Source organism: Lactobacillus kimbladii (genome assembly GCF_014323605.1).
In the GTDB taxonomy this organism is placed as follows: domain Bacteria; phylum Bacillota; class Bacilli; order Lactobacillales; family Lactobacillaceae; genus Lactobacillus; species Lactobacillus kimbladii_B.
Genome location: NZ_SCMB01000002.1, coordinates 313,492 through 331,726 on the forward strand (window position 1 = coordinate 313,492; position 18,235 = coordinate 331,726).

Sequence of the window (18,235 nt, forward strand, 5' to 3'; positions counted from 1 at the left end):
GTTAACCTCTAGTAAAAAATTTCTTTAATAGCAAAATTATGTCTTGATTAAAGTCTAGTTTCAACAAGAACATTAAAGCGATATACAAAACAAGCATAATGATTGATTTGACTAACATGTTAAGAAATGCTGATGAAAACATTTGTGGCAAAAGCATCCCTGCTGCCAAAACAATGATTGCAATTATAAAATATTTAGGAATTTCGCGAAAAGAATATTTAAAATCATAGCCATCACGAACAATCCATAGTCGTAAAAGCAAAACTATAAACTCAGTTATCAAAATTGCAATCATTGCTCCCGTTGCACCATAAAACCGATCCAAAAAGTAGCTTAATACTACTTCTAAAATAGCTCCCACTATAACGGGAATAGCATAATCTCGGTCTCGATGATTGGCAAGGGCAAATTGATTGGCAAAAACCCCACCTGTTGGAATCATTATGATGGTCAAAGTGAAGAAGAACATTAACGGCGTCATTGGGATAAATTTATGCCCAAAAAAGAAAGGCACAAATTCTTTAGTATTCGCCATAATAATAACTGCAAATAATGTCCCCAGCATCACTGTCGCTTCCAGGGATTTTTTTAAAACTATTCGTTGTTCTTTTTTACCTTCACCCGCCATTTTAGGCATAATCACTAAGGAAATACTGGTTACAATTCCCAAAACCATGTTAGAAATTCTTTGGGAATTGTCATAAAAGGCAACCTGCGTCGAATTTTGAAAGAGGCCCAAGATAGGTTTATCGAGAGAAGTATAAATTTGGGTGGCAATTTGCGGAATCAAGAGAGTAATGATTGCTTTAACAGTCGCACGGTATTGATAAAAGTGTTTGACAGGTCCACCTACATAACGGTGTATATCAAACCAAAAGACAAATGATCCTAGCATAGTTGAAACCGACATAATCAACATATACTTCCAAAGATCACCGGGACTTTTTACCCATAATAAAATCAGGATAACAGATACCAGCTTAACCGCAGTATTTTTTAAAACCACTCGACCAAAATCAGCCAGTCCCTGAAAGAACCAAGAAATATCTACTTGTGCTGAAATAAGGTAAGGCACCATTAATAACAAATATTGACCGTACTTAATATGAAAAAAACTGGTTACAGCAATTACTAACGCAATTGTCACAAAACCAGCAATAGCCTGAAAGTACCAAAGCCCCCAAAAAGCTTTGGTTAAATCCTGCTCATTACCGAAAGATCTAATCTGCGAAATTGTTCTCATACCAATATATGACACAGACAGTGTACAGAATATCATTAAGAACTGAACAATATTATTCACATTACTATAAATACCATATGTTTTAGGACCCAAAATTCTGGAAAGGTAAGGCACGGTTATTAGCGGTACTAATACCAAAAATATTTGGTAAACCGCATTATATAGAATGTTTAAAAATGTTCTTTTCACAACTTACCCTCTATTTTTAACAATTTAAATACATTTTCACAGTTTGAATCGGTCTGCACCTCATTAGTTAAATTTAGCCAGTAGTGCCGCTTTTGACTGAATTGATCAGGCATTACAAGTGCCTTAATAAGCTCCTGCTGCGTTTTCACACACAGTCCAGGAACAATTTCTTCATAAGGACCCATTAAAAGTCCTCGCTTTTTTTCGTATTGCCGCAAATAATTGGTAATAAATATGATTGGTTTGTCAATGTTTAAATAATCAAAATAAATCGAAGAATAATCAGTAATTAAAAAGTCTGTATTACCTAAAAGTTCATATAAATCAATATCAAGTTGATACAAATAGTCGTTATTGAGAAAGGCAATATTTGAAAAGCTGCTCCGCAGGTGTTTAAACAGGTTCATTTCATAGGGATGCAACTTTACTATTAAATACTGATGGTTCTTTTTTAAAGAACTATTCAGCTTCACAGCATCAAAATCAGGCAATGCAAAGAAATTACCCTGCTCAACTTGAGTCATAATTTGTCGATCATCCATTTCATAACGAAAAGTTGGCATGTATATTCCAATTTGAGCACCATCATCTTCAGCTTTGAATAAGTCAGTTAATAGTTTCTTTTTACTAATAGCAGGATTTTTCAAGGCATCAAGACGAGGAAACCCAGTTTTTCGATATTTGTTAGTTTCAATCGCGCAGCAGGCACTCATTAGACTTTCATATAAATCACTGCTTGAGCAAACAACGTCAGCATTTTTTTGCCACAAATTAGCATTACGCTGATCAGTTTTGCGACTAGTATTATTAGCCATAAATCCCATACGCTTGAGGGGAATACCATGCCAGAACTGAATATTGATTTGTCTAGCATGAACTTTAAATGGCTGGTGTGTCGTCAACACAAACTTTGCTGCACCGATTTGTCGCCAAGTTTTTAACGATAAATGTGAAGACGGCCATGGTTCAACGGTAATAACTTCATATTCAGGATGATTTTTCTTCAAATATTTGCCAAATAAATAACCATTTGAACCCGATCTACCTGCGCCATTAAGTATAACCACTTTATTATCTTGCACTGGTGTGAAACGAGCAATTAATTTCATTGCCGCTAAATATAAACGAAACAAAAAACTCTTCATTATTCAACTTCCCAATCTCTTACCTAGTATAAGAGTACAGAAAAAGCCTGAGAGAACTCAAGCTTTTTTACTTTATTTTTTAGTTTTTTAATGATTCTAACTATATAGAACTCTCGAAATGCTTATTCTTGTAATAAAAACCATTTTGCCAATTTAGTATCAGTCTCATAGTTTCTGATTTATCAGGAACGGTTTCTGAAAAATTATTTGGCTCGTTATCAGCAAATGTTGCCACTGGTCCAACAATTAATAAGTCCAATGTATGGCTAATTTTTATCTATTATAGTTTTTAAAGAAAAGTTTGATATTATAGCAGGACTTGTTCTATATTTCAAAATATTTTACAAATGTTATTTTTACTCTTGCGAAACTCTTAAAATTTAGAAAAACAAGAAGCCTGTCAGATAATCACTTTGACAGGCCCTTTTTGTTATAAAATTAAGTTTTTTATTGCATAAAACTAAGAAATAAAATTACTATTTAGCAGCATACTGACCTGCTAATCTCCCAAAGGTTTGAGCATGGCTGCAAGTTAAACCAGGGACTCTGTCTTCGTACGAACCCCAGAAAAATCCTCCGGAACAATTACCGGCAGCATACAAGCCTGGAATTGGTTGATTAGTACTATTAAGCACTTGCATGTACTTATTGATATGTAATCCATCTAAAGTTGCTAGTAAAATACCGCTAAACCACGCACCATAATATGGTGCACCTTCGATCGGCAGCAAACGTGATTTTTCCTTTCCGAAATCCTCATCTACACCTTTATGAGCCAGTTCATTATATCGAGCGACAGTCTTTTCTAATTGATCTTGAGGCAATTGCAGCTTTGTAGCCAGTTCAGCGATTGTATCTGCTTTTTGCACCAGACCTTCTTGAATCTTTTCTTCATTTTGTTTTTTGCGACCAGCTATCTCTTTATTCCCCGGCCAGCCAACACGGGAACAGCCTAAAGTATGAAACTCTTTTAAACGATTCATAGTTTCTTCATTCCAGATTAAAACTTCAATATTACCCGGCTGATGCATTAAAGCATTCATGTCAAACTGATAAGGCGCACTCTCATTGAAAAATCTTTGACCATTTAAGTTGACCTTTAAAAAGGGGAAGGAACCGATATTGTATTGATTATTTCTCCAGTCAATGTGATACGTGTCCTTGGTGTTTGTACCTACGGGAACGGCACCTCGATCAAAAATAATTGATGCTGCCTCATCATCCTTAACAGCTCCTACCTCTAGAGCCGCAATAATACCAGAACCATCATCACGAGGACTTTGGGTAAAGCAACATTTCTTCAAAATTGTAGGATTCCATTTTTGCAATAGTGCTTTATTGGCCCCATAACCTCCGGTACATAAAATAACGCCCTTTGTTGCACTTATTTCATAAACTTCATTTGTCTTAGTATCTTTTACCTGAACACCAACGACTTTTCCATCACTTGCAGTTAGTAAATGTTCAAGTTTAGTATTAAATCTATATTCAACACCTAATTTACGTGCGTAATCAATGAGGTAATTGCCATAATCCTTATCATCGGAGTGATCATCTTTGGTTACATGATGTTCAGTTGGAAAAGCCTTATTGATCAAGGTTTCATAATGCGCATCTTTTTCACTGTACAAATGTGCCCCATTTGGTTTTAGAACTTTTTCTTCCAGCCAATCCATGGTTTTACCAGAATTTTCTACCCATGTGCGTATTAAGGATTGGTCAACATTATCTTGGGTAAAAGCAGTTAAAAATTGTACTAAATCTTCTTGATCAATATGAACCCCCGCCTGATCTTGAGCCTTAGAGTTAACTCCTCCAAGCCAGTGACGGAATAGGTGCTCGACCGTACTGCTTTTATCAATTACTAAAACTTTTGCTCCTGCTTCAGCTGCTGCCGTTGCAGCAAAACTACCTGAATTAGAGCCACCTACTACAATAATATCATATTTATTTTTCATTTTTATCTCCTTATAACGGGTACATTAATTGTGTTACTACGCAGCCTAAAATACAAAGTATGACGGCTAGAGGTAATCCACACTTTAAAAAATCATTTAATTTATAACCACCTGCATCCATTATTAGTGGCAAACTATGCCCACCAATTGGTGTTAAGAAACTAAAAGAACTTGCGGTAGCAGCAGCCAGAACTGCCCCTCTGGGATCAAGTCCCATTCTTAAACAAGTCAGTGTCCACAAAGGTACCAAGATTGAAACAGCAGCTAAACCACCAATCAAATTTGCTATAATGATTGCCACTAAGAAAAACAGACCCATCATTAAAAATGGATTACTGATGCTCTTAGCAACGTTTGCCATAGCATTGCCTACCATTTTTCCGGCACCAGTAGCTTGTAAAGCATCAGCTAATCCCAGCATACCAGCAATTAATAAAATAATATTCAAGTTTAAAGCATTTAGAGCTTCTTTATTACTTAAAACACCAGTTAATACCATCAGTAATGCACCTGCCAGGGCTATAATATATGAATCAACATGGATGTATGATGAAAAGATCATTAAAATTATGGTAACAGCACTAATTGAAATTCCTAAAATATTCTTACTTTTTGGTAAGACTTCCTCCTTTTTATTTTTTGAATACTCGGGGGAAGATTTTTTAAGATCATCATTGCTCTTATTCGGAAGCAATTTTGGGCCAATAAAAGTCATATAAAGAATAACGGCTACCAAAAAAGGTATTCTGGCAATCAAGAAATCGTTGATATTAACGGGAGCTTTAGCTCCTAACTTCATCATGACACTTGACCAAGACATATTTAAGGCACCTACGCCTAAAAACCAAGAGCCAGCGGCAGAAACCGCAGTGACTTCAAAGGGATATAAAATTTTACTTCTCGATAAACCAATATCGTCACAAATTCCGCAAAGTATCGGCAACATAATTACCAATGCAATTGTACCGTTTGATACTATGGCTAAAAGTGCTGCAATGATACAAGTAAAAAAGGTTAACAATCTTGTATTATCTTTAAATTTTTCGACAAATTTCGCAGCCGTTGTAATAAGCGTTGTTTTTTGTATTCCCTTCCCTATTACAAACATTGCAGCAAACAAAATTACAGATGTATTGGTAATATTTCCAAATGCTCTTTGAGGTGGTAATACTTGAAAAATTGCTAATGCAAACATAACTATGGCGCCAATTAATGAAATCGCAATTTTCCCAGAAATGAATGCTATAATAACGGCTAACATTATGAGTAATGTTATAGTCATTGGATTCATGATATTCTCCTTATCTTCTATGTAATTGAACTGAAAATTTTTATTTTTACTACATCTCAATCACTGCCTTCGTTTTATTAAGATTGTTTTCGCTTACAGGATTGAGTTTATCATCGGGAAAATTGTATGATTAATAAGAAAGAGAATAGATGTATAGCAAATTAGAATAAATAAAATGAACTCCACACAAATCAAATGCTTCCTATCCCTAGGAAAAACCTTAAATTTTACTCAAACAGCCAAAGAATTATACCTAGCACAACCAACAGTATCTAAAAATATTCATAATTTAGAAAAGGAAATTGGGGTTGCCTTGATATGCCATAATCACAGGCAAATTCAACTTACAAAAGAAGGAAAATACTTTTACCAAATACTGTTAAAGCTAACAACTGAAATGGAAAGTGCAATCAAAAAAATGCAAGATAACAAAATAACTACACTTCATACCATTTCAATTGGTTATTCGGGATTGCCTTTTGAAAAACAATTCTTGCCTATTTTTATTCAGCTCATGCAGCAAAAAGACAAGTGGAACATTGAACTCAAAGCAGTAAGTCTAAGTCAGCCCGGAATTTTAGATAAAATAGCAAAACATGAAATTGATTTTATGATTTATCAGTCAGACTTTTTCGCACAACACAGTCTTCCCTACTCACCGATGATCGAAGCAGGATTTTCGGTGATTATCCGCAAAGATAGTCCGCTGAAAAAATACGCTCAGGTGCCAATTTCGGCATTAAATAAAAAGATTTTTCTTTGGGATGGTAAGACTCCCTTATCTTCTGTAGCAAAATTAAAAAGAGCATTAAAAGAAAAAATTTCTGATAATGCTCTTGAAATTCAAATTATTCATAAAGTTTCACTAGCTACCATGCTGGTTCAAGCAAAAGATGGCATCGCCATTGTCCCCAGTTTTGCCTATGATTACAATAATCAAGATGTGTTTTACCGCTATCTTGATTGGGATTATACAACTAAATATGGTCTGGGATATGTCAAAGAGAAAGAAAGCGCGCCTTATTTTAAGGACGTGATAATTAATATGCGCAAGGCAATAAATTTGATCAAAGAGAAATGGAATAATTAAACTTAAGTCTGATAGTATTTCTTAATTGCCACAACCATCAAAGTTGTTTTTTATTTTACTAATTGTCTCGGTTTACTTGCAAACAAAATTTTTTCACTCTCTTATCCAGCATACGATTCAATATCAATAACCAATCAGCTTGACCAATTAAACATAAATTATGTTTGACGATGGTTATAGTTAAATCGCCTTCTGCAATTGGGTTTTGCAAAAAATCAATTAAATTTTGAATATTATATTCTTGCAAACCACTTGTGAGCTTATCCAAAATTAAAATTTTACTTGTTTATTTTATAAAAATTTGACTAATTTGGACGTTGCAGTTTACCATCAAAAAAAGTATGTAAAGATTGATTCAACTTAATATAATTAAGACCTATTTTTTAAAAACAGTCATTGTAGATTTAAGAGTAAGATAGCTTGCAGCTAATAAGGTGTCCTAATTTTGGGGTTCACATCACCAAGCACTATTTTTTAATATATTGCCAGGGGTTCTTTATGATCAGGTTTCGGATAAGCTTGTTCCAAAATTTGTAAGTCTTCCGAAGTTAACTCAATATCTAAGGCTTTCAGATTAGACAATAAATGCTTTGAACTACTACTCTTTGGTATCGCTAAAACGTTTGGCTGTTGCATTACCCAAGCCAATAAAATCTGATAAGGACTTGCCTCGTGTTTTTCGGCTACCTGTAGGACCGCCTCATTTTTCATCATTGTGCTGCCCATTTTTGGCCCACGTCCTAAAGGACTATAAGCAATTAGTGGAATATGATGTTCCCTCTGCCAAGGTAAAAGACTATATTCAATTCCCCTGGTTTCTAAATTATACAAATCTTCATTAGCAACGCAGCTTTGACCGTTCGGCACCCGCCAGAGTTCCTGCATATCATCGATGTCAAAGTTTGATACGCCCCAAGACCGAATTAGTCCCTCATCTTGTAAGGACTGCAGTTCTGAAACAGTCTCTGCCAGAGGTACCATTCCGCGCCAATGATAAAGGTACAGATCCAAATAATCAGTTTGCAATCTTTTTAGACTGGCTTCTAAGCTTTGGCGCATTTTATGGCTAGAAGCATTTTGCGGCAAAACCTTGGAAATTAGGAATATTTGTGATCTTTGATAGGGCTTTAGCGCCTCAGCTACTAATTCTTCCGAACGACCGTTACCATACATTTCGGCTGTATCAATCACCTTTAAACCTGCATCAAGTCCTGCTCGAATAGCTTTGATTTCCTCTTTTCTAACTTTGGGATTGTCCCCCACTTCCCAAGTTCCAATACCTAAAGCTGGCAAGACCTGATTATTGATAGTAACCTTTTTCATAAGTAGCCTCCTTATGTTTCCATTTTAAACTATTGTGCATATATGATTATTTAAATTTTAGCGTAAAACTCAATTTTATATAACCTACACTATAAATTTTCAACCCTAATATAATTAATTGTAACACTTGTTCCACTAGTCTCTATTTGTGCAAATCCACCTTTAAGCTGAAATATCAAAACATTAGCAAAAACTTAGGTAAAATCATATTGTATTATTTTTCACAAGCCTTGCGATTGTATTTTTTAGAGTGGCAATATAGAATCAAAAATAAAAAGGTGAATTTCAATGAAAAATAATTTAACAAATTCATTTCACTTATCTGGTAAAAAATGGTTACTAATATTATTAGCGAATATAATTGCATACTGTTGTTTAATCATGCCTGGTATACAAGTGCCGGACTACTTGGTCTTTGATGAAAATCATCCCTCTTTAGCAGCTGCTTGTTTTCAATTGTTAATTGTAACCATTTTTTTAGTAATTCAAATAATCGGTATACAAATTGCTACTGACAAAAGATGGCACCAATTATTTCATGTACCACATGCTAAAGAATGGCTTTGGATTCTTATCTTTTTTATCTTTGCCTATATCGTATCCGTTTTATCGGGAACTATTTCTCAAAAATTATTTGGCTCTGTTTCGGGTAATGCAGCTGCAGGATTGACTATGAAGACGCCTCATGTTTGGTTAATTTTCCTTTATCAACGCTTTAGCAGCGCTATCCAAATACTGGGTGAAGAATTCTTAGCCATCATGCCTTTATTAGCTGTAACCCAGTTAGCTAATTCTTGCCGTATGCCTCACCCTCTATTATGGGGTAATATTGTTTCGGCTTTAATATTTGCCCTACTGCACTTGTCAACTTATGACTATAATCTGGGTTATGTCATATTAGGATTGGCATTTACACGTCTAGTTTTAAATTGGGCTTTCATCAAAACCCATAATATTTGGGTCAGCTTTTTAGTCCATTTCTTGTTTGATACATTAGCTTTCCTAATTTTATTGTTAGCGACAAAGTAGAAAAGTATTTTGAATAAATTTAAAATCATAACTGAAATTTTTTTGGTTATGATTTTTATTTTCGCTCTAAATTAGGTCTTCTTAGGAAAAAGAAATGATACTCAGTTAGAGGCTTAGATGCCTACTTTACGGCAAATCAATATTTCTCACAAGTCTACTAAAGAACACAAAATGGTTTTAACTTATAGTAGTGGATTTTTTAACACACTAACAAATTCGATTATGTGTTTTATATTTGGCGCCTTGTTAGTTAATGTGATAATTGTTACAATTATACACAAGCAGTCAAAGTTGAAAATTCAAAAGTTGAGTTAAGGTGGGTAGTCAAAATGAGCGGTGATGTTGAACAAAGAATCTTATTAGCTTTTTCACAATTATTAATTCACAATGGCTATCAAAGAACCACTACTAAAAAAATTGCCCAAGTTGCTCGAGTTAATGAAAGTACCTTGTTTAGGCATTTTAAAGATAAACACGGCATTTTACAGCAGCTTATATCTGAATATCAAAATGATATTAAACTGATCGGCAAAAACTATCAATTAGTTGGCGATTTAGATAAGGATATTATGAACTTTTCTGTTATCTTCCAAAACTTCATAAAACAACATTTAGCACTATTTTTAACAGGTATTCGTGAATCTCAAAATTTGCCGGAACTGCAAACAGTGATAAAAAAACTACTTGATTTACTCAGAGAAGTTTTAACTGAAGAGTTTGAGCAAATGCAGAAGAAAGGAGAAATTGCTAAAGATATAGATAAAAAGGTTGAGATTGACAACTTAGTTTTACTCAATTTAGGTCAAGCTATCATGCAGCATTCTTTTCCTAATTCTGTTTTTCAAACTCAGTCAAACGCTTTTGTGCAAAATAATATTCGCACCTATGCTCACCATTTAAAGCCTGGAAATTAACAAAACGGTCAGTTGAATTTATTGTCCAACTGACTGTTTTTTTTATAATGAAAAATTTGCAAGTATATGATCACTTTTTGTTATTAAGATAAATATTGCTGTCATTTTTGGAGTCGATAGTATAAACCATTTTATCTCCTCTTACCACATAATGTGAAAACTCTAGTGGTTGATCAAATTGATTATAAACGATCTTGTTCACATCAAATAGTGGCACTACATTTGTTAATGCCAATAATCTAGCTTGCTCACTGCTGGGTAAGATGGTACTAATTTCACGATATGAACTTGCTAAAGTTTCATGATACTTATCTGCTAGGTATTGGTATAGTGAAGTGTCTTCATGAATATTTGTGAGCAAATCAGGAAAACGTTCACCTGATAACCACGCCTCATCAATTGCCATCGGCACTTTTCCTGTTTGGGATATTCTTTTAATGTAGACTAAATCTGCTTGTTCAGGCAATTGTAAAATCTTAGCAATTTGAGCATTTTGTAATATTTCTCTTCTTAAAATGACCTTTTTATTTGTCTTAGATCGCGACTCAGCAAATTCAGAAAATCCTTCAATTTGTTCCAGCCTCCCCGTCAACTTTTTGACATTAACATAGGAGCCTTTACCCTGGATAGTAACTACCAGTCCTTCATCAGTCAGTAACTTCAGAGCTTTACGCACTGTTATTCTGCTAACCTGATATTTTTGACATAAATATTGTTCACTTGGCAATTTTTCGTCAGTTTTTAAGATGTTTTGCTGAATCTTTTGTTTAATATCTAAGTAAATTTTTTTGTAAAGTGGTACACCAGCAATTGTTTTGACAGAATTCATTATCACACTTCCTTAATCATTCAATATTACTAAATAAAAATAGAAATAACAAACTCAAAGATTAGTATAACAGTCATTTAAGATTAAACCTGTATGAAAAGTTTGGGCGATTATAGTAATTAAATAACTCTAAAATTATTTTAAATGCTGTAATATTGACTTAGAGCCTAAGCTGTATATTTTTTTACCAGAATTTTTTATGAATAAGTGGCTCATTCACAACAAAAACCGTCAGCTTTTACGCTAACGGTTTTCATGAACCCTTATTTCAAGGATCTTTGATATTTTCGTAACTTCTTTAAAGCCCATTCATAATGACTGCTAGTATTTGCAATGAAGTAAGTACCCAATGCATTATTACCAGTCCAAGGAAAAACATTCTTTTGAAAGAGTTGCTCTTCCGTATAGGTATCAAGCAAAGCCATAGTTTGTTTATGACTATTCGCCAGCATTTTTTCTGCTTCTGCAAGTGGCGTAGATTGGTGCTTTTGCCAAAATTCTTGATTCATTTCACCATAATTACGCCAATTATACCCTTCAGGCAAAAATTCTTTGTTTTCACCGGATTGATTGCTTTTAACCCACTCTAGCAACAATTTTTGCCATTCATATAAATGGATCAAAACATCGCGTACATTATGATCTCTCTTCCAATGGGCTTCTTTTAGTTTACTCGTATCAAAATTGAAACTGCCAGTGCGAGCATCCTCTGGCAACTTAGCGATTAAATCAACTATCTTCTGGTATGACGAATTACTTGCATCAACTATTTCTTGCTTGGTTTTAGGACGTGGCATCTATTTTTCCTTTTCTTGATAATATTAAAAATTTATTTATCAATATTTTATCATAAGGAGTTTTACTTAGTCCACGACCCATCGTCTATTGCATAGTGACCATTGCCTAAATCTGCCATTTCTTTATTTTCATATTGTTGTCTAAATGCATGATAATTTGATAACTTTTTATTTTGTTCTGCTATTGGATTAGTAGTGGGGATAGCGGTTAACAAACTTTTTGTATAAGGATGCACAGGATCGTCAAAAATTGCTTCTGTTGGCCCAATCTCGACAATATGTCCCAAATGAATTACTCCTATATGACTTGAAATATGTTTGACCATTGCCAAGTCATGGGCAATAAAGAGCATGGCACTGCCACTTTCTCTTTGTATTCTTTGAAGAAGATTAACAACTTGAGCTTGTACTGAAACATCTAGGGCAGAAATAGCTTCATCTGCAATAATAAGTCTGGGATGCATGATAACTACTCTGGCAATACCAACTCTTTGTCTTTGTCCACCTGAAAGTTCTTGCGGGTAGCGGTTAACAAATGATGAGTCAAGACCAACTATTTTTAACATTTCAATAACTTTTTGCAGTTTTTCATCCTTAGTTAATTTAGGATAATGAATATCAAGACCCAGCTTGACTATGTCACCAACTTTTTTACGAGGATTTAGTGAAGACATAGGATCTTGAAAAATCATCTGCATGTCTTTACGCAACTTAGCAGTCTGCTTTTTACTTAACTGACCTGCTATTTGTTCACCTTCAAAAATCACCTCACCAGCAGTAGGCCAATAAAGACGAATAATAGAGCGGCCAATAGTGGTCTTTCCACTTCCTGACTCACCTACCAGACCAAAAGTTTCACCATTAGTAATGTTAAAGGAAACATCATCTACCGCTTTAACTATTTTTTTATTTGCAACTGGAAAATATTGCTTTAAATGATGAACTTCAAGAATATTTTTAGTCATTGCTTATGATGCCCCCTTCATTTTTAAAATTCTCTTTTGCAAAACTGCTGGAATTGGTACTTTGGGAGCTCTTTTATCTAAGAGCCAAGTTGCAGCATAATGGTGGTCATTAATTTTAAACATTGGCGGTTGTTTTTTAAAATCAATGTTTAAGGCATACTTATTTCTGGGAGCAAAAGCATCTCCAACAATCGGTTGTGTTAAGTCTGGAATCGTTCCGGCAATAGTCGGTAATTCGTCAACTTTCTCATTGATATCAGGTACTGATTCAAGCAGACCCCAAGTATATGGGTGACGAGGTTCAAAAAAGATATCTTGGCTCGTTCCAGTCTCAACTATTTTTCCAGCATACATGACGTTCACATATGTTGCAATATTGGCAACCACCCCTAAATTATGGGTGATAAAAATAACAGATAGTTTCCTGCTCTTTTGTATATCTTTAATCAGGTTCAAAATTTTAGCCTGAATAGTAACATCCAAACCCGTAGTTGGTTCATCACAGATCAGTAAACTGGGATTCCCGGCCAACGCAATGGCGATAACAATTCTCTGTCTCATTCCTCCAGAAAGTTGATGTGGATATTGGTTCTGAACAACCTTCATGTTTTGAATGCCAACGGTTTCAATTAAATTAAGCACCCGTTCGTTGATTTGATCCTTGTTCATCTCAGGATGAGAAGCCTTTACTGCCTCAGCGATTTGCTTATTAATTTTCATGGTTGGATCGAGAGAAGTCATTGGGTCTTGAAAAACCATTGCTATTTCTTTGCCCTTAATACGATTTTGCATAATCTTAGGACTAATTTTTAATAAATTAACTGTTTGTGGACCATTTTCAGTCTGGTAAGTGAAATTGATCTCACCGGATTTAATTATTTGATTGGCTTCTTTTTCGCCCATGATTGGCTTTACACTAGCTGACTTGCCACAACCGGATTCACCAACTAAAGCAACTGTTTCACCCTTTTTTACCTGATAACTTATTCCTCTAACAGCTTGCACTTCTCCGTGATCGGTATGATAGGCTACTTGTAAATTTTTTATTTCTAAAACTGTTTCGGTCATAATCTTACCTAACTTCCTTCAATAGCATCCCGTAAGCCATCCGCAATAATATTAAAACTCAGCATAATTAGTGCTAAAAACAATACGGGAAAAATGACCATGTATGGGTAAACGATAGCCTGGGTATAACCATCATTAATCATTGTTCCTAATGAAGCTAATGGTGCCGGAACACCTAAACCGATAAAGGCTAAGAATGCTTCCAAAAAAATTGCGTTCGGAATAGATAACATAAATGTGGTAATTATTTGTCCTAATGTATTAGGCAAAATTTGAGAGAAAATAATTTTAATATCAGATTCTCCCATTGTCTTTGCTGATAAAACATACTCGCTGGTTTTTAGTTCCAACACCTGTGCGCGAACTATTCTACTCATATTAATCCAGCCGACAATCATCATCGCAGTAATTATGCTTACTAGACCTGGCTTCATGACCAGAACAAGCAAAGTAACAATAATGATCATAGGAATAGTACTAAGAATTTCTGTTATTCTTTGCATGAATAAATCAATTTTGCCACCAAAATATCCTGAAATCAGGCCATAACTAGTACCAATAACCAGATCAATTGCCATTGCCACCAGAGCAACCCTTAGTGAAACTGAAGTACCAGCAGCAACTCTTACAAAAATATCTCTGCCTAAGTTGTCTGTTCCAAACCAATGACCATTAACTCCAGGAGCTAAATTAGACTGGTTAGGATACGGTGTAGTGGGTGAGTATTGACTAAGGTAAGGCGCCAGAATGGCTATTAAAGCAATAATAATTAAAACAACTGCGCTAATCACCGCACCTTTATTTCTTAAAAAGCGATGCCAAACCAACTGCCCATATGAATAAGATTTACCAGAATAATGGTCAACTGTTTCAGATTTATGGGCAAATTCAAAATCATTATTTTCTATATTAGTCATAATTATTTGCCCTCATCTAATCTAATACGCGGATCTATTAACCCGTAAAGAATATCAACTATTAACATAATACTAATAAAAAGCACTGCATAAAAGAAAGTTATACCTAAGACTACATTGTAGTCATTAGCTTGTATAGCACTGATATACAATGTTCCCAAGCCTGGAATAGCAAAAGCTTTTTCAATTACCATACTCCCGGCAATTAGGTCAATCATCAGTGGTGCTAATACAGTAATAACTGAAATTAAAGTGTTTCTGATAACATGGTGTCCGATCAACTGGAACTTTTTAATTCCTTTTGAATCCGCTAAACGATAATAATCAGAATTCATAATATCAATCATGTCATTTCTAACATATCGTTCAATACTTGCCATAGTAAAAGTACTCAATGCTATTGTGGGCAGAATACTTGAAACAAAAGGCTGACTTGGTTGGTACGTTCCTGGAAAGACCATTAGTTTATAAGAAAATATAATTGACACGATCAATGCTACTACAAAGTTAGGAAGACTTATTCCCAAAACAGAAATGCCAGTCATTAAGTTATCCCAAATTGTGCCTTTTTTGATTGCTGCCAAAATTCCCATCAGAAAGCCTAAAACTGAACCTAGTACAGTAGCCTGTAAACCTATCTGGAGTGAAATGGTAAAATGCTGCAAAATCATTGTAGTAACCGGCGTATTAACTTGAACGGTATACGAAACACCGAAATCGCCAGATAACATATTTTTCAAGTAATTAAGAAACTGCAATGGCACTGGACCGTCTAAACCATATTTATGGTAAAGTGCCGCTATTTGAGCATGTGACATTTTTTCATCATTAAATGGCGAACCAGGCATTGCCTTTTCCATAATAAAAAGAATCAAAGTAATTAAAAATAATGTAATCACTGCGATTAATATTCTTTTTAAGACATACTTTTTCAAGTTTTTCCCTCCAATCTTCCTAAATAAGCAAACAGAGCTGAGATTGTATCCCAGCTCTATTAATACTTTTAACGAAATTATTTAATTGAAGCATATTTGAAGAAGAATGGTACACCTGCAATATGCATCGGTAAATCTTTAATATTAGATCTTTCCAAAACTGGTGCACCAATCTGATATAGCGGTGGGCAAGAAGCACTGTCAATTAGGATATTGTTTGCCTTAAGAAGCAATTTGTATCTCTTAGCTTGATCAGTTGTTTGATCAGATTGAGCCATTAACTTATCAAATTCTGAATTTGCCCAGCGGCCGTAATTGCTGTCGTTCTTAGATTGATACATACTCAAGATCGCTGTTGGATCAGCATAGTCTGGTCCCCAACGAGTTAAAGTAGCATCATAAGTAGCTTTTGACATCTTATCAGTTCTAGTCTTCTTTGCTACTTGCTGCAGTGTCACTTTCATGCCAGGAAGGTGTTTTTCAACTTGAGCCTTGATATACGCAGCTACGTTAGCATATGAAGGATCACTGTCATCATAAAGCAAGGTAAATGAACGCAAGTTAGTTGCTTTTTTTGCCTTATTCCAATACTTTTTAGCTTGAGCTGGTGAATACTCGTAAAGATTAGTAGTTGATTCATCTGCAAAATCTTTGCCTGTTGTCGGATTCTTAACCAAATCTTTCATAACCATAGAATGAGAAGGAATTGAACCATCTTTTAGGATGTGAGTTGTTATTTCTTTACGGTTAATACTGCAAGAAATTGCCTTACGCAGATCAGCATTATCTAATCCCGGTTTTTTCAGATTAAACATAATGTACTGTGTAAAATTACCAACATCATTGACAAAGTTCTTATCTTTTCGATATTTAGAAACAAGCTGACCACTTAAGTGAACATAGTCTGCACTGCCATTTTCGAATGCAATAGCTGCCTTTTCTGGGTCTGTAATAATATCAAGCTTAACATTCTTAATTTTGACATTTTTGGCATCCCAATATTTAGGATTTTTAACTAACTGGATAGTGTTATCGCCTAATTTCCAATCCTTGATTTGGTATGGACCAGAATAAATTAAATGACTGGAATCTTGTGCAAATTTTTTACCAGTTTTTTGGAAATATTTCTGATTGACAGGAGCAAAATCACTGAATGCCAGCAACTTGTTCATGTAAGGTACAACATGATCCAATTGCACTACTAGAGTTTTAGGGCCTGTAGCCTTAACGCCCAATGACTTGACCGGCTTCTTGCCAGCTACAATGTCATTAGCATTTTTAATGCCAGCCGCACCTGGTTGGAAGTTAAAGGCTGAAGCAATTTTGGGATCAGACAACCGCCGCCAGGCAAAAACAAAATCATTTGCTGTTACAGGATCACCATTTGACCAGTTGGCGTTTTTACGAATAGTAAAAGTCTTGGTGAGTCCATGATTACTCGTTTTAACTTTAGAGGCCAATGCCAATTGGGGCTTATCGTGGGCATCAATAGTGTACAAGCCTTCGGTTGTGTTAGCTACAACTGTTGAAGATGTGTTTTGATACGCTAAAATCGGGTCAAGAGAGTCAACCGTTGCATTTTGAACAACAGTAATTTTATCTTGATTTTTTGTACCAGAACTGGAATTTTTCTGGCATCCTGTTATTAACAAGCCTACACATGCAATTGCAGTTGCAAACAATGCACTTTTTTTCATAAATATCACTCTTTTCTAAAAGGATTTCTGATGACCAAAACCACCAGATAGTTGGCAAGTAGCTGCAGCATTTTTACTAGCTGCTAAAGCAGCTTCTTGCAGATTGTTTTTATTTAAGTAAGAAACTAGAAAACCAGCAATAAAGCTGTCACCTGCACCCATAGTGTCAACGACTTTTACTTTTTGTGGTTTTTGATAATAGGATTTCTGTGAAGTTAACAAGAATGCAGAATTTGCACCTCTTGTGATGACTATGACTTCCGGTCCCAAAGTTAAATATTTTTTAGCAAATTCTTCCACTTGTTCATCAGACATCTCTGAACCTGAAAAGAAAGCATAATCTACAAACGGTAAAACACGTTTAAAATAACTTTCATTGCGAGAATCTGAAAAATCAAATGATACTTTGGTAATATGATGTAATTCATCAAGATAATTTTCAATTCCCGAATCAATTCCAACATGAACAACATCAAATTTTTTTATTTCCGCAAAATCTGTTGGGGTAAGCCTTAAGGATAACAAATGCATTACTGAATTTTTAGGACCAGGAGCAAAAGTTCTATCACCTTCATCTGTGAGAATAACTCGAGGCTGTGCTGTGGGAGCATAGACCTTACGACAATTAATAAGTTCTACATTTTCTTCTGTTAAAGATTCTTTAATATGCTGTGCTCGATCGTCATCTCCAAACATTCCCAGATAAGCTGAAACATCAGCTCCGGCTTTTTTGGCATCAACTGCTACATTGACACAATTTCCGCCTGGAAAAAATATCTTTTGCTTGATGTATGTATCAGCTACATTGTCACCAACTGCAATTATTTTCATGATTTACAGCCTTT

Annotated in this window: 16 protein-coding genes; 3 read left to right on the plus strand and 13 right to left on the minus strand. The window is 34.9% G+C overall.

Features of this window, described 5'->3' with window-relative positions; translation table 11 throughout:
- Position 1: 1 nt before the first annotated feature.
- From ERK18_RS04725 to ERK18_RS04740, 4 genes are all read right to left on the minus strand, one after another.
- Complete coding sequence (locus tag ERK18_RS04725) at positions 2–1,432, minus strand: oligosaccharide flippase family protein (RefSeq protein WP_187154521.1); 1,431 nt, start codon at positions 1,430–1,432, stop codon at positions 2–4.
- A complete protein-coding gene (locus tag ERK18_RS04730) occupies positions 1,429–2,577 on the minus strand; it encodes a CDP-glycerol glycerophosphotransferase family protein (protein ID WP_187154522.1) in 1,149 nt (382 codons plus the stop codon). Before ERK18_RS04730 ends, ERK18_RS04725 begins: the two co-directional genes overlap by 4 nt.
- A gap of 476 nt (positions 2,578–3,053) precedes the next feature.
- Positions 3,054–4,535, minus strand: coding sequence for an FAD-dependent oxidoreductase (locus ERK18_RS04735; protein ID WP_187154523.1), 1,482 nt, complete (start codon positions 4,533–4,535; stop codon positions 3,054–3,056).
- A 10-nt stretch (positions 4,536–4,545) separates the two neighbouring features.
- Positions 4,546–5,826 carry an SLC13 family permease gene (locus tag ERK18_RS04740; protein WP_187154524.1) on the minus strand — a complete coding sequence of 427 codons (1,281 nt, stop codon included), beginning with the start codon at positions 5,824–5,826 and terminating at the stop codon, positions 4,546–4,548.
- A 175-nt stretch (positions 5,827–6,001) separates the two neighbouring features.
- Between ERK18_RS04740 and ERK18_RS04745 the strand changes: the two genes are divergently transcribed.
- The gene (locus ERK18_RS04745) at positions 6,002–6,916 is read left to right on the plus strand and encodes a LysR family transcriptional regulator (RefSeq protein WP_187154525.1); all 915 of its coding nucleotides are present in this window, start codon (positions 6,002–6,004) and stop codon (positions 6,914–6,916) included.
- A 474-nt stretch (positions 6,917–7,390) separates the two neighbouring features.
- Here the strand turns inward: ERK18_RS04745 and ERK18_RS04750 are convergent, their stop codons facing one another.
- A complete protein-coding gene (locus ERK18_RS04750) occupies positions 7,391–8,239 on the minus strand; it encodes an aldo/keto reductase (protein ID WP_187154526.1) in 849 nt (282 codons plus the stop codon).
- 288 nt (positions 8,240–8,527) lie between these two features.
- On the opposite strand from ERK18_RS04750, the gene ERK18_RS04755 reads away from it, so the two are divergent.
- Both ERK18_RS04755 and ERK18_RS04760 read left to right on the plus strand, forming a co-directional pair.
- Positions 8,528–9,268, plus strand: coding sequence for a CPBP family intramembrane glutamic endopeptidase (locus ERK18_RS04755; RefSeq protein ID WP_187154527.1), 741 nt, complete (start codon positions 8,528–8,530; stop codon positions 9,266–9,268).
- 329 nt (positions 9,269–9,597) lie between these two features.
- Positions 9,598–10,182, plus strand: a complete 585-nt coding sequence (locus tag ERK18_RS04760; protein WP_187154528.1) for a TetR/AcrR family transcriptional regulator — start codon at positions 9,598–9,600, stop codon at positions 10,180–10,182.
- A 70-nt stretch (positions 10,183–10,252) separates the two neighbouring features.
- Here the strand turns inward: ERK18_RS04760 and ERK18_RS04765 are convergent, their stop codons facing one another.
- The 8 genes from ERK18_RS04765 to ERK18_RS04800 all read right to left on the minus strand — a co-directional run bounded on the left by ERK18_RS04765 (position 10,253) and on the right by ERK18_RS04800 (position 18,221).
- Positions 10,253–11,011 (minus strand): GntR family transcriptional regulator, encoded by a 759-nt coding sequence (locus ERK18_RS04765; RefSeq protein ID WP_187154529.1) that lies wholly within the window; start codon positions 11,009–11,011, stop codon positions 10,253–10,255.
- A gap of 263 nt (positions 11,012–11,274) precedes the next feature.
- Positions 11,275–11,808, minus strand: coding sequence for a ClbS/DfsB family four-helix bundle protein (locus tag ERK18_RS04770; RefSeq protein ID WP_187154530.1), 534 nt, complete (start codon positions 11,806–11,808; stop codon positions 11,275–11,277).
- Between the two features lie 62 nt (positions 11,809–11,870).
- Positions 11,871–12,773 (minus strand): ATP-binding cassette domain-containing protein, encoded by a 903-nt coding sequence (locus tag ERK18_RS04775; protein WP_045927708.1) that lies wholly within the window; start codon positions 12,771–12,773, stop codon positions 11,871–11,873.
- A gap of 3 nt (positions 12,774–12,776) precedes the next feature.
- Positions 12,777–13,844 (minus strand): ABC transporter ATP-binding protein, encoded by a 1,068-nt coding sequence (locus tag ERK18_RS04780; protein ID WP_235191478.1) that lies wholly within the window; start codon positions 13,842–13,844, stop codon positions 12,777–12,779.
- A gap of 5 nt (positions 13,845–13,849) precedes the next feature.
- Complete coding sequence (locus ERK18_RS04785; protein WP_034977189.1) at positions 13,850–14,758, minus strand: ABC transporter permease; 909 nt, start codon at positions 14,756–14,758, stop codon at positions 13,850–13,852.
- Between the two features lie 2 nt (positions 14,759–14,760).
- Positions 14,761–15,693 carry an ABC transporter permease gene (locus tag ERK18_RS04790; protein ID WP_187154531.1) on the minus strand — a complete coding sequence of 311 codons (933 nt, stop codon included), beginning with the start codon at positions 15,691–15,693 and terminating at the stop codon, positions 14,761–14,763.
- 77 nt (positions 15,694–15,770) lie between these two features.
- Positions 15,771–17,390 (minus strand): peptide ABC transporter substrate-binding protein, encoded by a 1,620-nt coding sequence (locus ERK18_RS04795; RefSeq protein WP_045927705.1) that lies wholly within the window; start codon positions 17,388–17,390, stop codon positions 15,771–15,773.
- Positions 17,391–17,405: 15 nt separating this feature from the next.
- A complete protein-coding gene (locus ERK18_RS04800) occupies positions 17,406–18,221 on the minus strand; it encodes a PfkB family carbohydrate kinase (protein WP_122052073.1) in 816 nt (271 codons plus the stop codon).
- Between the last annotated feature and the right edge of the window lie 14 nt (positions 18,222–18,235).

Coding starts and splice junctions, on each gene's coding strand:
- ERK18_RS04730 (WP_187154522.1), bottom strand. CDS start 2,577: ATGAAGAGTTTTTTGTTTCGTTTATATTTAGCGGCAATGAAATTAATT.
- ERK18_RS04735 (WP_187154523.1), bottom strand. CDS start 4,535: ATGAAAAATAAATATGATATTATTGTAGTAGGTGGCTCTAATTCAGGT.
- ERK18_RS04740 (WP_187154524.1), bottom strand. CDS start 5,826: ATGAATCCAATGACTATAACATTACTCATAATGTTAGCCGTTATTATA.
- ERK18_RS04745 (WP_187154525.1), top strand. CDS start 6,002: ATGAACTCCACACAAATCAAATGCTTCCTATCCCTAGGAAAAACCTTA.
- ERK18_RS04750 (WP_187154526.1), bottom strand. CDS start 8,239: ATGAAAAAGGTTACTATCAATAATCAGGTCTTGCCAGCTTTAGGTATT.
- ERK18_RS04755 (WP_187154527.1), top strand. CDS start 8,528: ATGAAAAATAATTTAACAAATTCATTTCACTTATCTGGTAAAAAATGG.
- ERK18_RS04760 (WP_187154528.1), top strand. CDS start 9,598: ATGAGCGGTGATGTTGAACAAAGAATCTTATTAGCTTTTTCACAATTA.
- ERK18_RS04765 (WP_187154529.1), bottom strand. CDS start 11,011: ATGAATTCTGTCAAAACAATTGCTGGTGTACCACTTTACAAAAAAATT.
- ERK18_RS04770 (WP_187154530.1), bottom strand. CDS start 11,808: ATGCCACGTCCTAAAACCAAGCAAGAAATAGTTGATGCAAGTAATTCG.
- ERK18_RS04775 (WP_045927708.1), bottom strand. CDS start 12,773: ATGACTAAAAATATTCTTGAAGTTCATCATTTAAAGCAATATTTTCCA.
- ERK18_RS04785 (WP_034977189.1), bottom strand. CDS start 14,758: ATGACTAATATAGAAAATAATGATTTTGAATTTGCCCATAAATCTGAA.
- ERK18_RS04795 (WP_045927705.1), bottom strand. CDS start 17,390: ATGAAAAAAAGTGCATTGTTTGCAACTGCAATTGCATGTGTAGGCTTG.
- ERK18_RS04800 (WP_122052073.1), bottom strand. CDS start 18,221: ATGAAAATAATTGCAGTTGGTGACAATGTAGCTGATACATACATCAAG.